General features: G+C 67.9%; 19 protein-coding genes. 10 read left to right on the forward strand and 9 right to left on the reverse strand.

The annotated features are described in order from the left end of the window. Positions 1 to 178: 178 nt before the first annotated feature. Together IEW15_RS22615 and IEW15_RS22620 are read left to right on the forward strand one after the other, a co-directional pair. Positions 179 to 808 (forward strand): deaminase, encoded by a 630-nt coding sequence (locus IEW15_RS22615; protein ID WP_188582263.1) that lies wholly within the window; start codon positions 179 to 181, stop codon positions 806 to 808. After that, positions 805 to 1,002: a hypothetical protein gene (locus IEW15_RS22620; RefSeq protein ID WP_188582265.1), complete on the forward strand. Its 198-nt coding sequence runs from the start codon at positions 805 to 807 to the stop codon at positions 1,000 to 1,002. The genes IEW15_RS22615 and IEW15_RS22620 overlap by 4 nt, the downstream gene beginning before the upstream one ends. 39 nt (positions 1,003 to 1,041) lie before the next feature. On the opposite strand, the gene IEW15_RS22625 is transcribed toward IEW15_RS22620, so the two are convergent. After that, positions 1,042 to 1,608 carry a DUF2244 domain-containing protein gene (locus IEW15_RS22625; protein WP_188582267.1) on the reverse strand — a complete coding sequence of 189 codons (567 nt, stop codon included), beginning with the start codon at positions 1,606 to 1,608 and terminating at the stop codon, positions 1,042 to 1,044. 170 nt (positions 1,609 to 1,778) lie between these two features. On the opposite strand from IEW15_RS22625, the gene nth reads away from it, so the two are divergent. Further along, complete coding sequence (gene nth / locus IEW15_RS22630) at positions 1,779 to 2,456, forward strand: endonuclease III (protein ID WP_188582269.1); 678 nt, start codon at positions 1,779 to 1,781, stop codon at positions 2,454 to 2,456. Here nth and IEW15_RS22635 read toward each other — a convergent pair. Both IEW15_RS22635 and IEW15_RS22640 read right to left on the reverse strand, forming a co-directional pair. Further along, entirely contained in the window at positions 2,432 to 2,866 is a 435-nt protein-coding gene (locus IEW15_RS22635; protein WP_188582271.1) for a hypothetical protein, read from the reverse strand. The two genes, nth and IEW15_RS22635, sit on opposite strands and share 25 nt — an antisense overlap. 73 nt (positions 2,867 to 2,939) lie before the next feature. Further along, positions 2,940 to 3,635, reverse strand: a complete 696-nt coding sequence (locus tag IEW15_RS22640) for an EI24 domain-containing protein (protein ID WP_188582273.1) — start codon at positions 3,633 to 3,635, stop codon at positions 2,940 to 2,942. A gap of 300 nt (positions 3,636 to 3,935) precedes the next feature. Between IEW15_RS22640 and IEW15_RS22645 the strand changes: the two genes are divergently transcribed. The 6 genes from IEW15_RS22645 (at position 3,936) to IEW15_RS22670 (ending at position 10,505) form a co-directional block, all read left to right on the forward strand. Next, complete coding sequence (locus IEW15_RS22645) at positions 3,936 to 4,928, forward strand: adenosine kinase (RefSeq protein WP_188582275.1); 993 nt, start codon at positions 3,936 to 3,938, stop codon at positions 4,926 to 4,928. Between the two features lie 95 nt (positions 4,929 to 5,023). Further along, complete coding sequence (typA, locus tag IEW15_RS22650; protein ID WP_188582276.1) at positions 5,024 to 6,850, forward strand: translational GTPase TypA; 1,827 nt, start codon at positions 5,024 to 5,026, stop codon at positions 6,848 to 6,850. A gap of 48 nt (positions 6,851 to 6,898) precedes the next feature. After that, positions 6,899 to 8,248 (forward strand): AmpG family muropeptide MFS transporter, encoded by a 1,350-nt coding sequence (locus tag IEW15_RS22655; RefSeq protein ID WP_188582278.1) that lies wholly within the window; start codon positions 6,899 to 6,901, stop codon positions 8,246 to 8,248. A 96-nt stretch (positions 8,249 to 8,344) separates the two neighbouring features. Then, the gene (gene ppa / locus IEW15_RS22660; protein WP_188582280.1) at positions 8,345 to 8,872 is read left to right on the forward strand and encodes an inorganic diphosphatase; all 528 of its coding nucleotides are present in this window, start codon (positions 8,345 to 8,347) and stop codon (positions 8,870 to 8,872) included. 126 nt (positions 8,873 to 8,998) lie between these two features. Next, complete coding sequence (locus tag IEW15_RS22665; RefSeq protein ID WP_188582283.1) at positions 8,999 to 9,832, forward strand: arginase family protein; 834 nt, start codon at positions 8,999 to 9,001, stop codon at positions 9,830 to 9,832. 106 nt (positions 9,833 to 9,938) lie between these two features. Then, complete coding sequence (locus IEW15_RS22670; RefSeq protein ID WP_188582284.1) at positions 9,939 to 10,505, forward strand: Rossmann-fold NAD(P)-binding domain-containing protein; 567 nt, start codon at positions 9,939 to 9,941, stop codon at positions 10,503 to 10,505. Positions 10,506 to 10,522: 17 nt separating this feature from the next. On the opposite strand, the gene IEW15_RS22675 is transcribed toward IEW15_RS22670, so the two are convergent. The 6 genes from IEW15_RS22675 to IEW15_RS22700 are packed head-to-tail and all read right to left on the reverse strand — an operon-like array spanning position 10,523 to position 16,324. Next, positions 10,523 to 11,140 carry an NADPH-dependent FMN reductase gene (locus IEW15_RS22675; protein WP_188582286.1) on the reverse strand — a complete coding sequence of 206 codons (618 nt, stop codon included), beginning with the start codon at positions 11,138 to 11,140 and terminating at the stop codon, positions 10,523 to 10,525. Then, positions 11,137 to 12,315, reverse strand: coding sequence for a pyridoxal phosphate-dependent aminotransferase (locus tag IEW15_RS22680; RefSeq protein ID WP_188582288.1), 1,179 nt, complete (start codon positions 12,313 to 12,315; stop codon positions 11,137 to 11,139). The genes IEW15_RS22675 and IEW15_RS22680 overlap by 4 nt, the downstream gene beginning before the upstream one ends. Further along, a complete protein-coding gene (locus tag IEW15_RS22685) occupies positions 12,312 to 13,058 on the reverse strand; it encodes an O-methyltransferase (RefSeq protein WP_188582290.1) in 747 nt (248 codons plus the stop codon). The genes IEW15_RS22680 and IEW15_RS22685 overlap by 4 nt, the downstream gene beginning before the upstream one ends. Beyond that, entirely contained in the window at positions 13,055 to 13,684 is a 630-nt protein-coding gene (locus tag IEW15_RS22690; RefSeq protein ID WP_188582292.1) for an NADPH-dependent FMN reductase, read from the reverse strand. Before IEW15_RS22690 ends, IEW15_RS22685 begins: the two co-directional genes overlap by 4 nt. Before the next feature lie 31 nt (positions 13,685 to 13,715). Beyond that, on the reverse strand, positions 13,716 to 14,738 hold the full coding sequence (locus tag IEW15_RS22695) for an NAD-dependent epimerase/dehydratase family protein (RefSeq protein ID WP_188582294.1): 1,023 nt from the start codon (positions 14,736 to 14,738) through the stop codon (positions 13,716 to 13,718). Beyond that, a complete protein-coding gene (locus tag IEW15_RS22700) occupies positions 14,735 to 16,324 on the reverse strand; it encodes a hypothetical protein (protein WP_188582296.1) in 1,590 nt (529 codons plus the stop codon). Before IEW15_RS22700 ends, IEW15_RS22695 begins: the two co-directional genes overlap by 4 nt. 13 nt (positions 16,325 to 16,337) lie before the next feature. On the opposite strand from IEW15_RS22700, the gene IEW15_RS22705 reads away from it, so the two are divergent. Beyond that, positions 16,338 to 16,475: a hypothetical protein gene (locus IEW15_RS22705; protein ID WP_188582298.1), complete on the forward strand. Its 138-nt coding sequence runs from the start codon at positions 16,338 to 16,340 to the stop codon at positions 16,473 to 16,475. The last annotated feature ends 80 nt before the right edge of the window (positions 16,476 to 16,555 follow it).

The following is a 16,555-nucleotide window of genomic DNA, read 5'->3' on the forward strand; positions in this document are numbered from 1 at the left end:
CCGCATCATCTCCCCCTAACAAAGCTCCACGCGATCGAATCACGCCGGATAAAATGAGGGAAGGATTTTTCCGCAGCCTGTTAACGAGGTGCCGGTTCCGGGAGGTGGCACAGACTGGTCGGCCCTGCTGCCTGACAATGAAGGGCGAGACATCATAGCCGGAGATGCTAACGCCTATATGCGCCGGACCATCTTTACCGAATTCGTCCAGGCAATGTATGATGCGGACCTTCTGAAAGATGGTATTGACGTTAAGAAAACAGTTGATGATATGCTGGATGGCGACTTTAGGAAGATATTCAGACGTCGCCGCGTGTCGAACTTGATCGAATTCGGTCGTATTGTTCACGCGGAAATGGCTGCGCTGACCGATGCGGCCAGACGGGGCCATGCGGTTGCTGGTGCAACAGTTTATTGCACGACCTATCCCTGCCATATGTGTGCGCGCCACCTTATCGCGGCAGGGATCTCGCGGGTCATATACATCGAGCCCTATCCCAAAAGCCTGACGAGGCTGCTCTATGCCAAGTCGGTGGTTCATGACGATGATCCGCCGGCGACAGCCAAGGCCTTGCATTTCCTGCCCTTCGTCGGCATAACACCCCGCCTGTATGATCGGGTCTTTCGACTTGGCAGCCGGATTCGCAAGGACCGGGCAGGCCGCGTGTCGCGGTGGCAGGAAACCGATGCCGTGCCAGTTGTCGACAATGGGAACAGCGGTGCCTACCTTAAGCATGAGGTATTGCTGACGATGCGCCTGGGCGAAGTGCTACAACAGCATCAGGAACGTCAGGAGGGGGAGCCATGAGCGACACAGCCGGCCGAAAGGCGCTTCTTGATCAGATCGAACGTGCCCGACAGGCCTGTGAGGCTTATTCCGAGGCGGACAGACGCCATTTCAATGCGCTGATCGATCAGTTCAAGCTGGATGACGACGAATTGAGGCGCATCGACAAGCGGTTGTCGGACTCGCCCTATCTGCGGCACGCCCAAGGGTATTGAACCTCTATACCTGCGGCGGCGGGCTGCTTTACCCCCTCCTCACGCCAGCACCTGCCGCGTCGGCTGGGGCATGCGGGCGCGGTGGAGGGCGCCTTCAAGGGCGCGGGCGAAGTCGCGGCGTTCCGACGGGGTGAGGAAGCGGCCGATGATCAGGCGGCGGCCATGGCTGGTGATGGCCAGTTCCTGCGGCCCGAAGCCGTCTTCCTGGCCGGCATCGGGTTCGACCAGTTCCACCCGCAGCCAGTAGGGCTGGAATTCATGGGTGCGGGTCTGGCCGTGATGGTCGGTCTGCTCGATCCTGAGATTGTCGGGGGTGAGACGCAGGCGTTCATGGGCCTGGCCGGTGCGATAGCTGAACCTGAACCCCAGCCAGACCAGCAGTAGTTCCAGCCCGCAGAAGCCGAAGACCGGCCAGGCGCCCAGGCTGAGGAAATACAGCCCCATCGGCGCCAGCACCACCGCCAGCGCGATCATCACCCACTTGAACCCGCCATGCGACAACGACCGGTGCGGCGTCAGCAGCGCATCGAAGATCAGCGGCTGATCGGCGACCGGCGGAACAACATCACCAAGGCGTGCGGACGGCGCGGGTGGGTTCTGGCTCATGGCATGAGTATATGGACGGATGCCCGCCGCCGCCAAGTGCGCGTCGCTATCGTCTGGCCCCTTCGCAACCCCCGACCCCTTCGCAACCACCGGCCCCTTCGCAACCACCGGCCCCTTCACGACCACTGACCCTTCCCAACCACCGGCCGCGGGCGGTATTGTCTGATCCCATGAAGCGCGCCGATGTCGAGGAATTCTTTCGCAGGCTGTCCGCCGCCGACCCGGCGCCGCAGACCGAGCTTGCCTATGGCACTGTCTACCAGTTGCTGGTGGCGGTGGTTCTGTCTGCCCAGGCGACGGATGTGGGGGTCAACAAGGCGACCCGCCTGCTGTTTCAGCAGGTCGATAACCCGGCCGCTATGCTGGCACTGGGCGAGGACGGGCTGAAGGCGCATATCAAGACCATCGGTCTGTTCAATGCCAAGGCGAAGAACGTCATCGCGCTGAGCCGGCTGCTGGTCGATCTGCATGGCGGCGAGGTGCCGCGCGACCGGGCGGCACTGGAAGCCCTGTCCGGCGTTGGCCGCAAGACCGCCAATGTGGTGCTGAACGTGGCCTTTGGCGAGCCGACCATCGCGGTCGACACCCATATCTTCCGGGTCGGCAACCGCACCGGGCTTGCCCCCGGCCGCACACCGCTGGACGTGGAAAAGGCCCTGGAGCGTAAAGTCCCCAAGGCCTATCGCCTGCATGCCCATCACTGGCTGATCCTGCATGGGCGTTACGTCTGCAAGGCCCGCAAGCCCGATTGTCCCGCCTGCATGGTGGCGGATCTGTGCCGCTACAAGCTGAAGACGCCACCCGCCGCCCTGCCGGCCCCGGTTCAGATGCCGGTCGGCGAGAACTGAGCCGCCAGATTGCTGCGATCGAAGCCGGCCAGACAATCGGCATCGGCGGTGGCGGCGCTGTGGCTGGCGAACCAGCGGATCACGCCATGGCTGGGCCGGGCGCCTCGCGGATCGGTGGTGTTGCCTGCCGGGAAATACAGGATCAGCGCGCAGCGGTTGTCGGAATAGCGCCAGAACACCGACCGGCCCTCGCGCCGCGCCAGCGCCGGGCGTCCGAAGCGGCTGGTGATGTCGGTCTGATCCAGCGCCATCACCTCGTCCAGCCCCACCCCGGCCACGCCCCCGGGCTTCGGCGCCGTGATGCTGGCGACACGCGCCTGCGGGCGCGCCTGGGTCATGCCGGTATCAGGAACACCGGTGGTCTGGCAGCCGGCAAGGGCGGGGCCGGCCAGGAACAGGGTTGCGATCATGGCCCGGAAACGGGGGGTATACCGGCGGGCGGTACACCCGGGGCGAGTGGGGCGGGTGTGTCTGCGAAGGGCGTCACGGACGGCGCAGCTCACGGGCTTCGCGCTCCCTGATCAGGGTGAAGAGATGGGTGAAGATGGCGGCCGAGATGATCGGCGCGGTCAGGTTGACGAACGGGATCGCGAACAGGAACGACACCGCCGCACCGTGGATGAACAACAGGCTGCGATGGCGCAGGCGCATGGCCTTGGCATCCGCCGGGCTCATCCGGCGCAACGCCGCCATTTCAAAGTATTCCCGGCTGAGCAGCACGCCGTTCAGGCACACGAACAGCACCAGGTTGAGCACCGGCACGAAATAGAGCGGCAGAACCAGGATGTTCAGGAACAGGGCGAACAGCCCGAAGCGCAGTCCTGACGCCAGCGACGGCCAGAAGCCGGCGCCCTTGGCCGGCGGCAGGCCGGGATAGCTGCGTGCCTCGACCACCTCGGCGACGTCGTCGATCAGCATCCCCATCACCGCCGAGGTGATCGGCACGAACAACAGCCAGGCCGAGATGACCACCACGGCGAAATCGCCGGCATAGGAGATCGTGGCATCCAGCCACGAGATGCCGGTCAGCCCGGTGGCGTCGATCCAGCCCACCGCCAGCCACCACAACAGACCCATCAGCACGGCGGAGCCGAAAATGCCGATGGCGAGCGGCCGCCACATGCGCGCGTCGTCGAGATTGCCGAGCGTGCGTCCGACCGTGGTGGTGATGAGCGCCATGATGCGCAACGTCTCCGGGGGACGGAAAAGCGGGGAAACAGACAAACAGACAAGGCTCGCGCAGGCGGCGCCCGGGCCGTGACAGCGGGCGCGTGCACCTGCGAAACCTGTTCGATTGATACGCTGTCCAAACGCCGCCGACAAGGCCGCAATTGTGGTTTGCGCCGCGGAAATCGCGCGCCCGCGTCGCACCGGGGGCGAAATCCGTCTATACTGTGCGCCGATGCTTGCGCATCCTGTGGTTGAGGATGCGCAACCCGTCTCCGTCACCGGCTCCAACCACCAGGGAATTCCGCCCCCATGACCGCAAAAAGCTATCACGTCCTCGGCCTCGGCAATGCCATCGTCGATATCCTGGCGCGCACGGATGACCCCTTCCTCACCGATCAGGGGATGGTGAAGGGAACGATGGCGCTGATCGACGCCGAGCGCGCCGAGGCGATCTATGCAGCGATGGGGCCGGCTGTGGAAAGCTCGGGCGGGTCGGCCGCCAATACCATTGCCGGCCTGTCGGCTCTGGGCGCTCGGACAGCCTTCATCGGCCGGGTCGCCGACGATCAGCTGGGCCGTGTGTTCGGGCATGATATCCGGGCGTTGGGGGTTGCCTATGGCACGCCGCCGGCCGCCGATGCCCCGCCCACGGCGCGCTGCTTCGTGCTGATCACGCCCGATGGACAGCGGACCATGAACACCTATCTGGGGGCCAGCGTTCACCTCTCGCCCGACGATGTCGACGAAAACGAAGTTGCCCGTGCCGAAATACTGTACGTGGAAGGCTATTTGTGGGATCTTGCACCCGCGAAGGAAGCCTGCCTCAAGGCGATGCGGGCGGCACGGCGCAGCGGAACACGGGTGGCGTTCAGCCTGTCCGACAAATTCTGCGTCGACCGCTTCCGTGGCGAATTCCACCAGCTTATCGACGACCATATCGACATCCTGTTCGCGAACGAAGCCGAAATCACCGCGCTTGCGGAGACCGACGACTTCGACGCGGCGATGCGTTCGGTGACGGGGCGGGTGGAAATTGCTGCACTGACCCGCAGCGAACATGGTTCGGTGATCGTGCCCCGCGAGGGAGCGCCGGTCGCCGTGGCCGCGAGCCCGGTGCCAGAGGTGATCGACACCACCGGCGCCGGTGATCTTTATGCGGCCGGTTTCCTTTACGGGCTGACCCACGGGTTCGATCTCGCGCGGTCCGCCCGACTCGGCGGCTTGGCCGCCGCCGGGATCATCGGCCAAATCGGCCCGCGCCCCCAGGGATCGATCGCCCGCCTCGTCGAGCGGTCGGCCTGAGCCAGAATCGGCCTGATTCTGGCCCCCGGGGCGGTCGCGGGCGGACGGCGGCACGCGACGTGCCGCCGCCATCTCTCAAGGCTTGTCAGACCCGTATGACCGTCCTGCGCAATCTCGCGATCATCGCCCACGTCGACCACGGCAAGACCACGCTGATCGACGCCCTGCTCCAGCAGAGTGGCGCCGTGCGCGCCCACCAGCAGCTCGCCGACCGGGCGATGGACTCGAACGATCTCGAGCGTGAGCGCGGCATCACCATCCTGGCCAAGTGCACGGCAGTCGCCTGGAAGGATTACCGCCTCAACATCGTCGACACCCCCGGCCATGCCGATTTCGGCGGTGAGGTCGAGCGGATCCTCGACATGGTGGATGGCGCCCTGCTGCTGGTCGATTCGGCCGAAAGCGTGCGGCCCCAGACCAAGTTCGTTCTGTCCAAGGCGCTGGCCAAGGGCCTGCGGCCGATCGTGGTGGTCAACAAGATGGACCGCCCCGACGCCCGCCCCGACACCGTGCTCAACGAGGTCTTCGACCTGTTCGCGGCGCTGGGCGCCGACGAGGAGCAGCTCGATTTCCGCGTCGTCTATGCCTCGGGCCGCTCAGGCTGGGCCTCGCTCGACGCCGTCACCTCGGGCGAGAACCTGCATCCGCTGCTCGACGTGATCGTCGAGCATGTGCCGGCGCCCGATGTCGACCGCGACGCGCCGTTCACCATGCTGGCGACCATGATCGAGAACGACCCCTATATCGGGCGCGTGCTCACCGGCCGCATCGTGTCGGGCGTGATCAAGGTCAACCAGCCGGTGCGCGCGCTTCGCCGCGACGGCACGGTGGTGGAAGACGCCCGGCTGACGAAGATCCTGCGCAGCGACGGGCTGAAGCGCGAATCGGTCGATACGGCGGAAGCCGGCGACATCGTCTCGATCGCGGGCCTGTCGAAGGCGACGGTCGCCGACACCATCGGCACCTCCACGATCACCGTGCCCCTGGCGGCCCGGCCGATCGACCCGCCGACCATGGCGGTCAGCATTTCGGTCAATGACAGTCCGCTGTCGGGCCAGGAAGGCGACAAGGTCACCTCGCGCATGATCCGCGACCGGCTGTTCCGCGAGGCGGAGAGCAATGTCGCGATCCGCGTGACCGAGCTGCCGAGCAAGGACGCCTATGAGGTCGCCGGTCGTGGCGAGCTTCAGCTTGGCGTGCTGGTCGAGACCATGCGCCGCGAGGGCTTCGAGATGTCGATCTCGCGCCCGCGCGTGCTGTTCCGCGAGAACGCCGAGACCGGTCAGCTCGAAGAGCCGATCGAAGAGGTGCATGTCGACGTCGACGAGGAATACACCGGCGTCGTGGTCGAGAAGATGAGCCTGCGCAAGGCCGAGATGACCGACATGACCCCGACCGGGGGCGGCAAGACCCGGATCGTGTTCATGGCGCCGTCGCGTGGCCTGATCGGCTATCGCAGCGAGTTCCTGTCGGATACCCGTGGCACTGGCGTTCTGAACCGCCTGTTCTCGCATTACGGCCCGCATAAGGGCGACATGGAAGGCCGCCGCAATGGCGTGCTGGTGTCGAATTCGACCGGTGAGGCCGTGGCCTACGCGCTGTGGAACCTGGAAGAGCGCGGCATGCTGTTCGTCGAGCCGCAGACCAAGATCTATGGCGGCATGCTGGTGGGTGAGCACAACCGGGGCAACGACCTGGATGTGAACGCGCTGAAGGCCAAGCAGTTGACCAACATCCGCTCGTCGGGCAAGGACGACGCCATCCGGCTGACCCCGCCCAAGCTGATGAGCCTCGAAGAGGCGATTGCCTATATCGAGGAAGATGAGCTGATCGAGGTGACGCCCAAGTCGATCCGGCTGCGCAAGCGCTATCTGGATCCGAACGAGCGCAAGCGCGCGGCACGTGCCGGCGACAGCGCCTGATCTCCGTCTCTCCCTCTCTCCATCCCTGAAGCCTGACGGACGGCGGATATGAGCGCAGGCGGCGAGACCCGCGGCCGGTTGGGCCGGTTCGTCGATGGCACGCGGATCTATCTGGAGCCGCGTGTCCTTCAGATGCTGTTCCTGGGGTTCGCGAGCGGCCTGCCGCTCGCCCTCAGTTTCGGCACGCTCAGCGTCAGGCTGGCCGAACAGGGGATCTCGAAGGCGGCGATCGGCCTGTTCGCCGCCGTCGGCACCCCATATGCGCTCAAGTTCCTGTGGGCGCCGCTGGTCGACCGGGTGCATCTGCCCGGTCTTGCCCGGCTGTTCGGCCACCGCCGGTCGTGGCTGCTGGTCTCGCAGGCGGCGGTGATCGGCGCCATGCTGGGGCTGGGCCATGCCGACCCCTCGGTCGATCCGTGGACGACGGCGCTGTGGGCGCTGCTGCTGGCCTTCGCCTCGGCCACTCAGGATATCGTGATCGACGCCTATCGGGTGGAACGCCTGCCCGCCGACCGCCAGGGCGCCGGCGCCGCGATGGCGGTGTTCGGCTATCGCCTGGGCATGCTGGTCTCGGGCGCCGGCGCATTGTATGTGGCCGACGGCATGGGCTGGTTCGCCGCCTATGCCGCCATGGCGATCGCCATGGGCGTGGGGGTGATCGCGGTTCTGGCCGGGCCGGAACCGGTTGTGGACCGCAGCCACGCTTTGGCCGCCGAAGCGGCCGGTCAGGCGCTGTTCAGGCGTGTGGGCGCCGGTGGCGCCCTGGGGCGCGCCGGTGGCTGGCTGCATGCGGCGGTGGTCTCGCCGTTTTCCGAATTCCTCACCCGGCCCAATGCCTGGCTGATCCTGGCCTTCGTCGTGTTCTACAAATTCGGCGACAGTCTGGCCGGGGTGATGACCAACCCGTTCCTGATCGAAATCGGTTTCGACAAGACCCAGATCGCCGAGGTGTCGAAGCTGTTCGGCTTCTGGGCGACGCTGGGCGGGTTGTGGGTGGGCGGCACTCTGCTCGGCACGGTCGGGATCGTGCGGGCCTTGTGGATCTGCGGCGTGCTTCAGGCGCTGTCGAACCTGGCCTTCATGGTCCAGGCGCAGGCCGGCGCCGATGTGGCGCTGCTGGCGGCGGTGGTCGGGTTCGAGAACCTGGCCGGCGGCATGGGCACCGCAGTGTTCGTGGCCTATCTCTCAAGCCTTTGCAATGTGTCATATACCGCCACGCAATATGCGCTGCTGTCGTCGTTCATGGCGGTGGCGCGAACGTGGCTGTCGTCATCCGGGGGCGTGCTGGCCCAGGAACTGGGCTGGGAAGCCTTCTTCCTGGCAACCACGATCGCTGCGATTCCAGGGCTGATCCTGCTCTGGCTCGTCTCGCGCCGCACCGCGGATCGTGCTATCTAACGCCGTGAGTGACGACCATGTCCCCGGCACCGCCGATGGCGGCATCGGGGACATGGTCCTCACTTTCCGCACCACAGGGGACAAGAGGCCCGACCAATGGATGTGACCAAGATCGCCGCCGGCCGCGCGGTGCCCGCCGACATCAATGTCGTCATCGAGATCCCTGCCAACAGCGATCCGGTGAAGTACGAGCTGGACAAGGACAGCGGCGCCATCCTGGTCGACCGCTTCATGGCGACGCCGATGTTCTATCCGGCCAATTACGGCTTCATCCCCAACACCCTCAGCGACGACGGCGATCCGGTCGATGTGATGGTGGTGACGCCCTATCCGATCGTGCCGGGTTCGGTGATCCGCGCGCGGCCGATCGGCGTGCTGAAGATGGAAGACGAGAGCGGCATGGATGAGAAGATCCTGGCCGTGCCCCATTCCAAGATCACGGTGCTCTACGACAACGTCCAGACCTATACCGACCTGCCCGAGCTTCTGGTCCGCCAGATCGAGCATTTCTTCACCCGGTACAAGGATCTGGAAAAGGGCAAGTGGGTGAAGATCGCTGGCTGGGGCGACGTCGACACCGCCAAGCAGTTGATCGAGGAGGGTGTGGCGCGCGCGGGCAAGTGAGCCCGACTGCCGCATTTATCCCGCGGCCCCGATATCCAGGGGCACGTGACACGGCAGGGGCCGGCGGCATGGTCCGCCGGCCCCTGCCGTCGTTTCGGAGTTGATGCCATGTCCGGGTTGGAGCTCATGCCCGCACCCGCCATCCTTGCCACCGCCGGCTGGACGGCCGACCGCAACCCGCATGCATTGGCCGCTGTGCCGGTTCTGGCAGGCTACCTTGCCGGCATCGCCGGCACCGTGCCCCGACAGATCGGGGATGGCGGTATGGTCGTGCCGGCAGCGGGACTCTCCGCCACCCTTGCCGCCTGCGCGCCGGCCTTCGCGGCAGCGCGGGAGGCTCTGGCCGGGCTGCTTGATCAGGGCGACCGGCCGCTGGTGGTGGCCAATCGCTGTGCCGCGGCCATCGGCTATCTGCCGGCGGTCTTTGCCCGCCATCCGGATGCCTGTCTGCTGTGGCTGGATGCTCATGGTGACCTGAACACGCCCGGGACATCCGCCAGCGGCTATATCGGCGGCATGGTTCTGACAGCGCTGGCGGGGCAGTGGCGCAGCGGCCAGGGTGCGGGGCTGGCGTTCGACCGGCTGGTGCTGGCCGGCGCCCGCGATCTGGATCCGGCGGAAGCAGCCCTGATCGATACCGCCGGGATCACCACCGTTCCAGCCGGCGCCGATGGTGGTCTGGACCCGGCCGGGGCGATCGCCGCCATTGCCGGCCGGCCGCTCTGGGTGCATGTCGATCTGGATGTTCACGCGCCCGGCGTGGTCAGCACCGAGTACAGCGTTGCCGGCGGCCCCTCGGCAGACCAGACCGCGGCGTTTCTGGCCGCCGTGCTGGCGACCGCGCCGCTGGTCGGTGCCGATATCGCCGAGCTGGAATACCGGCCGGACCGGATCGCCCGTGATCTGGCGGCGGTGGCGATCGTGGCGGCGCCCCTGCTGGCCGCGCTCGCCCATTCGTGATCTTGTGATATAGCCTTAGCAGTTGTTCAACCTGTGCATCTGCCTCCATAATCCGGCAGGAGCCGGGCGCAACCCGCGTGCCGCCGGTATCGCGGAGACTGTTGGCATGGATATCCGGTTCCACACGGCGCTGATGATCGGGGCAACCGGCATGCTGCGCGCGGCGCTGGATGCCGTGGCCCTGCGCTCGGAACGGGTGCTGGCGGTGTCGCGCCATGCCGGCCTGAGCCTGCGCCACAGATCGGTGTCGCAGGGCGATGGCATGGCGCCGATCGTGCCGCTGGATCTGGACTGGCAGCAACCCGACAGCTTCATGACCGGCATCGAGGCCGCGATCGAGGGCACCCGGCTGGATCTGGTGGTGATCTGGATGCATGGCAGCGGCCAGGACGCGCTGCGCCGGCTGTTGCGGCTGCTGGCGGCCCGGCCTGATTGTCTGGTGGTGCATGTGTTGAGTAGTGCCGCCGGTGATGCCGCAGCCTTCCGCGCGGCGCTGTCACGCGAAGCTGGTGGGCCGGTGTTATGCCGCTATCGCACGGTCAAGCTGGGCGCGATCATGAATGGCCTGAGCTTCGATCGCTGGCTGACCCATGAGGAAATCTCAGGGGGCGTGATCCGCGCGATCCTGACGGCTGAGGACGTGGTGGTGGGCAGCGTGCCCGCCAGCGGCTGACCGGACCGGCGATCATCCTAGGTCAGCGCCTGTCGGGCCACCCGCATCACCTGCGCCATCACCACCATTTCCTGCGCGAAGCGGTCGACGCGTTGCAGGATCAGCGGTTCGGCGAGCTGCGGATCGGCTGACGGATCGGTTGCCGCCGCCTCGGTGAAGTCGCGCCGGTCGGTGCAGACCTGGGTGGCGATGGCATGGCCAAGCAGGCCGCGGACCCAGATCCGCATCTGGTCCACCGCCTGGGTGGTGCGGCCGCCGCCATGGCTGGCGAGGCCCACCGGCTTATAGGCCAGTTGCGGGATCGACAGCAGGTCGAGCGCGTTCTTCAGCGCGCCGCTGGGGCCGTTGTGATAGAGCGGCGTTGCCAGCACGATCGCCGCTGCCCCGTCCACCGCCGCCACCACTTCGCGCACCACCGGATCGGGATGGCTGGCCGGGTCGCGGTGCCAGGCGGCATCGGCCAGCGGCAGCGCCTGATCGCGCATGTCGAACAGGGTTGCCGCCAGGCCCGCCCGATCCAGGCTTTCCGCCAGCGCCCGGCACAGGCCATGGGTATAGGATGGCCGGCGCAGGCTGCCCGCCAGCAGCACAACCGATGGCCGGCTGTCGGTGGGCGATGATGACGCTGTGGTCATGGCAGGCGGCTCCCCTGGTTCGGATCCATCTGGTCCAGCCGGGCTGCCAGCCGCCCGAAGGCCTGATCCAGCACCGGCTCCGGCACCGCGAAGCAGCAGCGGACCGCCGGTGGCGACGCCACCCCGAAGGCCAGCCCCGGCACCACCAGAACCCCGGCCTCGCGGGCGCAGCACCCGGCCAGGGCGGTACTGTCGCCTGGAAATCCGGGCAGTTCCAGCCACATCACCGGCCCGGCGCGCGGCGGCACGACCGCCAAGGCCCCGACCGGTGCCAGATGCCCGATTGCCCTGTCCGCCAGCCCGCGCAGCCGTGCGGGGATGTCGGGCGCCGCCGTCAGCCGTTGCCGGGCGGCCAGGGCCGATGCTGCATGGATCTGGGCATCCACCGGCGCCGACATCGCCAGTGTCCAGTGAACATCCTCGATCCGCCGGATGCGGTCGGGGCTGGCTATGGCATAGCCCAGCCGCGCGCCGGCCAGCCGGTACTGTTTCGAGAAGCTGAGGATGCGGATGACATCGTCACCGGCGCCGGCGGCCCGATCCGGCCCAGCATTCAGCCCCGGCCCCACATCCAGACCGCGGCCCTGACCCTGCCATGCGGCGCTCTCCGGATCGTCGAAGATCAGGCCGGCATAGGTTTCGTCGATGATCAGCGCGCAGCCGGCATCGCGGGTCAGCCGGCGGATCGTCGCCACCTGATCGATCGACAGCAGATTGCCCAGCGGATTGCCGGGGGTGTTGATCACCACCGCCCCGGCCGCCTGCCTGGCCAGGGCCTGGCGGATGCTCTGCGCCGGATCGGCCGGTGGCAGCAGGTCGTACCACGCGACCGGCCGGCCCAGAAACCGGGCGATATTGGCATAGGCCGGAAAGCCCGGGCGCGGCAGCAGGATGGCGGCGCCGGCAGGCAGGGTGGCGAAGCTGGCGGTCAGCGCCATGGACGCGCCGGTGGTGATGGTGATGTGATCGGGGGGCACGGCTTCGATCGCGGCCACAGCTTGGCGCAGCAGCGGCAGCCCGCCGCGCGGCGAATAGCGCCCCAGCAGGGCGGGCGGCACCGCCAGGGTGGAGCGGCCGGCATCCTCGGCCGCGAACAGTTCGGGCGCGATCACCCCCAGCGACAGATCGACCGGCGGTCCCGACGCGGTGGCCAGGGGCGCTGGACGCGCGGTCATGACACCACCCGTGCAATCGACAGGCCGCAACTGTCCAATGGCAGCACGACCGGCCCCAGCAGGGCCGGATCGGCGACGATGGCCGCGTCATAGCGCTGAAAATCGCCGGCGAAGCCCGGCACCAGCGGATCATGGGCCAGGATCAGCGCCCCCGGCTGCAGCCGGTGCCGGGCGGCACGCAGCACATCGGCATACAGCGCCTTGCGGGTCTGGGGGTGGTCGACATCGATGAACAACAGGTCGATCGGCTGATTGTCCGTCGCCAGATCGGCGACCGCATCGGCTGCCCGCAGCTCCAGCGGCCCGCCGGTACGGAACGCCGTGGCACCGGCGGCGGCGGCGTGATCGGCGTTGCGCCGGGCCAGCGCGGTCGCCGCGGCGTCACAATCCACCCCCCATGCCTGGAATTCGTCATCCACCGTCGCGCGCCCCGCCACCAGAAAGGCGAAGCCGAAGCCGGCATAGGTGCCGGCGCCATAGATGCGGGTGGGCCTGCTGATGCGGGCAAGCTGCCACAGAAACCGCCGCATCACCGGTGAAATGGTGGTCTCCGGCACCTGAAACCGCTGTTCCACCGCCAGGGTCGCATGGCGATAGCCGGCGGGGTCGAAGCGTGGCGCGCGACCATCCAACAGCCCGCCGCCGGCGAGAATGGCGGTGGCCTGATCGATGATCGCCGCCACCGCCAGCATCGGGTCACCGGCAGGCCGGGAGGCGGCACCCGTAGAGGCCGCCCCGGTCATGACGCAACCGTGGCGGCGGTGGCGACGTCGCGGGCCAGGCTGGCGGTCGCCACCACCAGCCCTTGAATCGCCCGCTGGGCCATGCCGGCGGCGGCCGGATCGTCGACCACCACGAACGGCTCGGCCTGCCGCGCGCCCAAGCAATGCAGAATGACCGGCAGTTGTTCGGCCGCCGCCGCCGCCGAGGCGGCATCGGCACCGACGATCAGCGCCACCACTGGCCGGCCGGCGAAGGGCGAGCGCGCGCCCGCCGAATAGGCCGGGCCGCTGACGGTCTCCACGAAGGATTTGAAGGTGCCACCGACCCCGCCCCAATAGGCCGGCACCGACAGCACCAGCCCCGAGGCGGCGGCGATGCGGGCATGGCAGTGCCGCACCCCCGGATGGGGATGGTCCATCGGGTCCAGCCCCTGGAAGGGCGGCAGCGCCTCGTCGCGCAGATCCATCAGGTCGATGGCTGGAAAGGCGCGGCCGACAATGCCCATGGCGGCATGCAGTAGCGTGCGACAGGCCGATGGCTGGTCCTGGCCGGGCGCCGGTTTCATCGACCCGCAGATGGCGAGCAGCCGCAGATCGGGCAGGGTTCCGGGGGTGATGGCGGAGGCGGGTGCGGTATCGGCGATCATTGGCGGGTTTTCCTGTGCGCAGGGTCGGGCATCACGCAGTCGCCTCGGCGGACGGGGCCTCGGCGGCGGCGTCGAAGCCGGCCTCGCGGGCATAATCCCTCAGGCTGTCCTCGATCGTGCCGGGGGTGATCCCAAGGCCGCCGGTCAGCCGGCCGATGTCGAGCGGCAGCCGCTGCAGGGGTGGCCGTGGCCGGGCAGGCGGCCTCAGCCGCAGATCCACGGTTCCGAACACCGCCTCCAGCGCGGCGATCAGTTCGGCCATGCTGACGACCCGGCCGGTCGCGACATTGATCGGGCCTTCCGGCCGGTCGGCGCAGGTGGCCGCACGGGCCAGGGCCGCCCCTACATCCTTCACATAGACCAGATCGTCGCGATCCTCGGCATAGCCCTCCAGGGTCAGCGAAAACCCCTGGGCCGCGCAGTACAGCATCCGTTCCAGCAGTACTGAGGAATGGCTGCCATGGCCGAAGCGGTTGGGGCCATAGACCCCGGCGATGCGCATCAGCACGCAGTCCGGCCCCATCCCGCCCCGGCGACCAGTGACCATCCGCTCCATATCGGCCAGGATGCGGCCATAGGGGGTGGGCGGGTCGATCGGCGCGCGGCTCTCGATCAGGCTGCCGGCGGCGCGGTCGGCCTCTGCCGGCGCACCATAGACCGCAAGGCTGCTGACCAGCACGGCCCGGGGAATGCCGGCGGCGGCTGCCGCATCCAGCACGGTTCCTGTGCCGTCCAGCGCCACGCGTCGCGCGCCCTCCGGATCGGCCGCGGCCAGCGCCCCGGTCATGCCGGCGGTCAGGATCACGGCATCGATCCGGCCACAGGATGCCATCAGTCCGGCAACCGCCGTGGCGTCGCAGATGTCGAGGCTGTGGACGGGGCCGGCGTGGCGGCCATAGCGATGCAGGAAGGCCGCATCGGGCGCACGGTCGGCGACGATGACTTCATGGCCGGCTGCCCTCAGGCCGCGCAGGGCGAAGGTGCCGATCTGGCCACCGCCGAAGACGATCACCCGGCGCGGCGCGGTTGTGGTATCGGGGGCTGCGGCGGTCATGCGCACCGTGCCTGGGCCAGTCGCCCCAGATCATCGCTGTGGCCATGCAGCACCCGGGCGATGCTCACCCCGTGCAGCCCTTCAAGGTCGATCTCGGGCAGGCTGGTCGGCAGGCTCGAAAAGCTCGACGGCGGCGCCAGGGCCGACAGGTCGCGGGCATGGGCGGCATCGGGCGGCACCAGCCACAGCCCGTCCTCGTCGCCCAGCCGCATCACCAGATCCAGCGCCTGATCGGGCCGGCCCTGGCGCAGATGGCAGGTGGCGAGGCCGGCACCATGGGCCCGGGCGCCCGCCGCTCCGCGTTGCGCCAGGGCCTGATCGAGCCCCTGCGTGAACACTGTCCGCGCCTGATCGACAAGCCCCAGCCGCAGCTGTGTGGCGCCAAGCGAGCGTGCCAGGATCTCGGCGCTGAGCGGCCGGTTCGCCGCCGCGACCAGTTGATGGGCGGTGGTAAACAGCGGCAGGGCCGAGGCCGGATCGCCCGACCGTGCCATCAGACCGGCGCGCATGCAAAGCTGTGCCGCGCGCGACAGGCCGCCATCATCGATGCGCGCGGTCAGGTCTTCGTCGAAGGTCTTGGTCAGCAGGTCCAGCGCCACGGCGTACTCGCCGCGGATCTCCATCAGATTGCTCATATTGCCCAGTAGGTTGAACCGCAGATAGGTGCGGTCGGGCGTATGGCCGCGGGTGACGCCGGCAAAGGCACGGGTCAGATGATCGTATGACAGCGGGAACGCCTCGGCCACCGGCCGGCCGGCAAAACGCGCCACCAGCAGCGCGTTCATCGCCTGACCATTGTGCAGCCAGGCCCGTTCCATGGCGACATCGCCCGGATCATCGGCCAAAGCTGCGTCCAGCGCCTGATGGGCGCGGGCGATGCAGTCTTCGCTGCGCACCAGATCGAATTTCCGCTTCGACCAGATCAGTGCCTGCATATACAGCAGATGCGCGCGCAGCGTGGCATGCCGCGCCTTGGCGTGACCGGTCTGCAACTGATCGATCGCCTGATCATGGAGGTTGAGGTTGGTCAGGATCAGGGCGATCAGCCGGTGATCGTCGACCGTTGGATCGGTGAGGCCGCCGGCCCACCACAGCCCGGCATCGTAATTCTGGGTCGACAGCCATGCACAGGCCCCGGCGACGGTGCGGGCGCTGACCCGCACCGGCCCGGGCATGCCCGCAGTGCCCGTGCCGACGGCACCATTCACAGGCGTGACCCGCAGGATCGTGCGCAGGGTGGCGAGCAGATCGTCACGACTGCCTGCGGCAAGACGGCCGAATGCGTCGGCTGCCACATTGTCCTGCGTCACGGCGTTGAAACCACCATCGCGCGACTGCCGCCAGATCCAGGTGACCTGGCTGTCGGCGGGCGCCAGCAGGCAGGCGCGGGCCAGCACCTTCAGGCTGGGCCGGTCGATGCGGGTGGTATCGGGGGTGACGACCGCCACCGGCCCCAGCCATTCCAGCGCGTCTGCGACAAGGCGGGCGGCCGTGTCGATCAGCAATGCCGTGCCGGCGCTTTCCCGGCTGACCCGGCGCAGCGCCGCCATCGCCGAAGATTGCTGCTTCCAGGTCGGCGCGGGCATCAAGGACATGTTCATGTGCGGTCACCCGCGCCAGATCATCGGCGGCGGCACCAAGCCCGGCGGCGAGCGCCGCGCCTCGGCTGCCGGCGGCAGCACCCGCCGCCAGCCGCCCGGCCAGATCACGCAGTACCGCGGTGGCACAGACGAATGATACCAAGTCCCATGGACGGTCACCCATGTGCCCATGATCGCATGCCGATGGACATGATGAGCCACGGCTGATCGACGAGA

Source organism: Tistrella bauzanensis, assembly GCF_014636235.1.
GTDB classification, from domain to species: Bacteria; Pseudomonadota; Alphaproteobacteria; order Tistrellales; family Tistrellaceae; genus Tistrella; species Tistrella bauzanensis.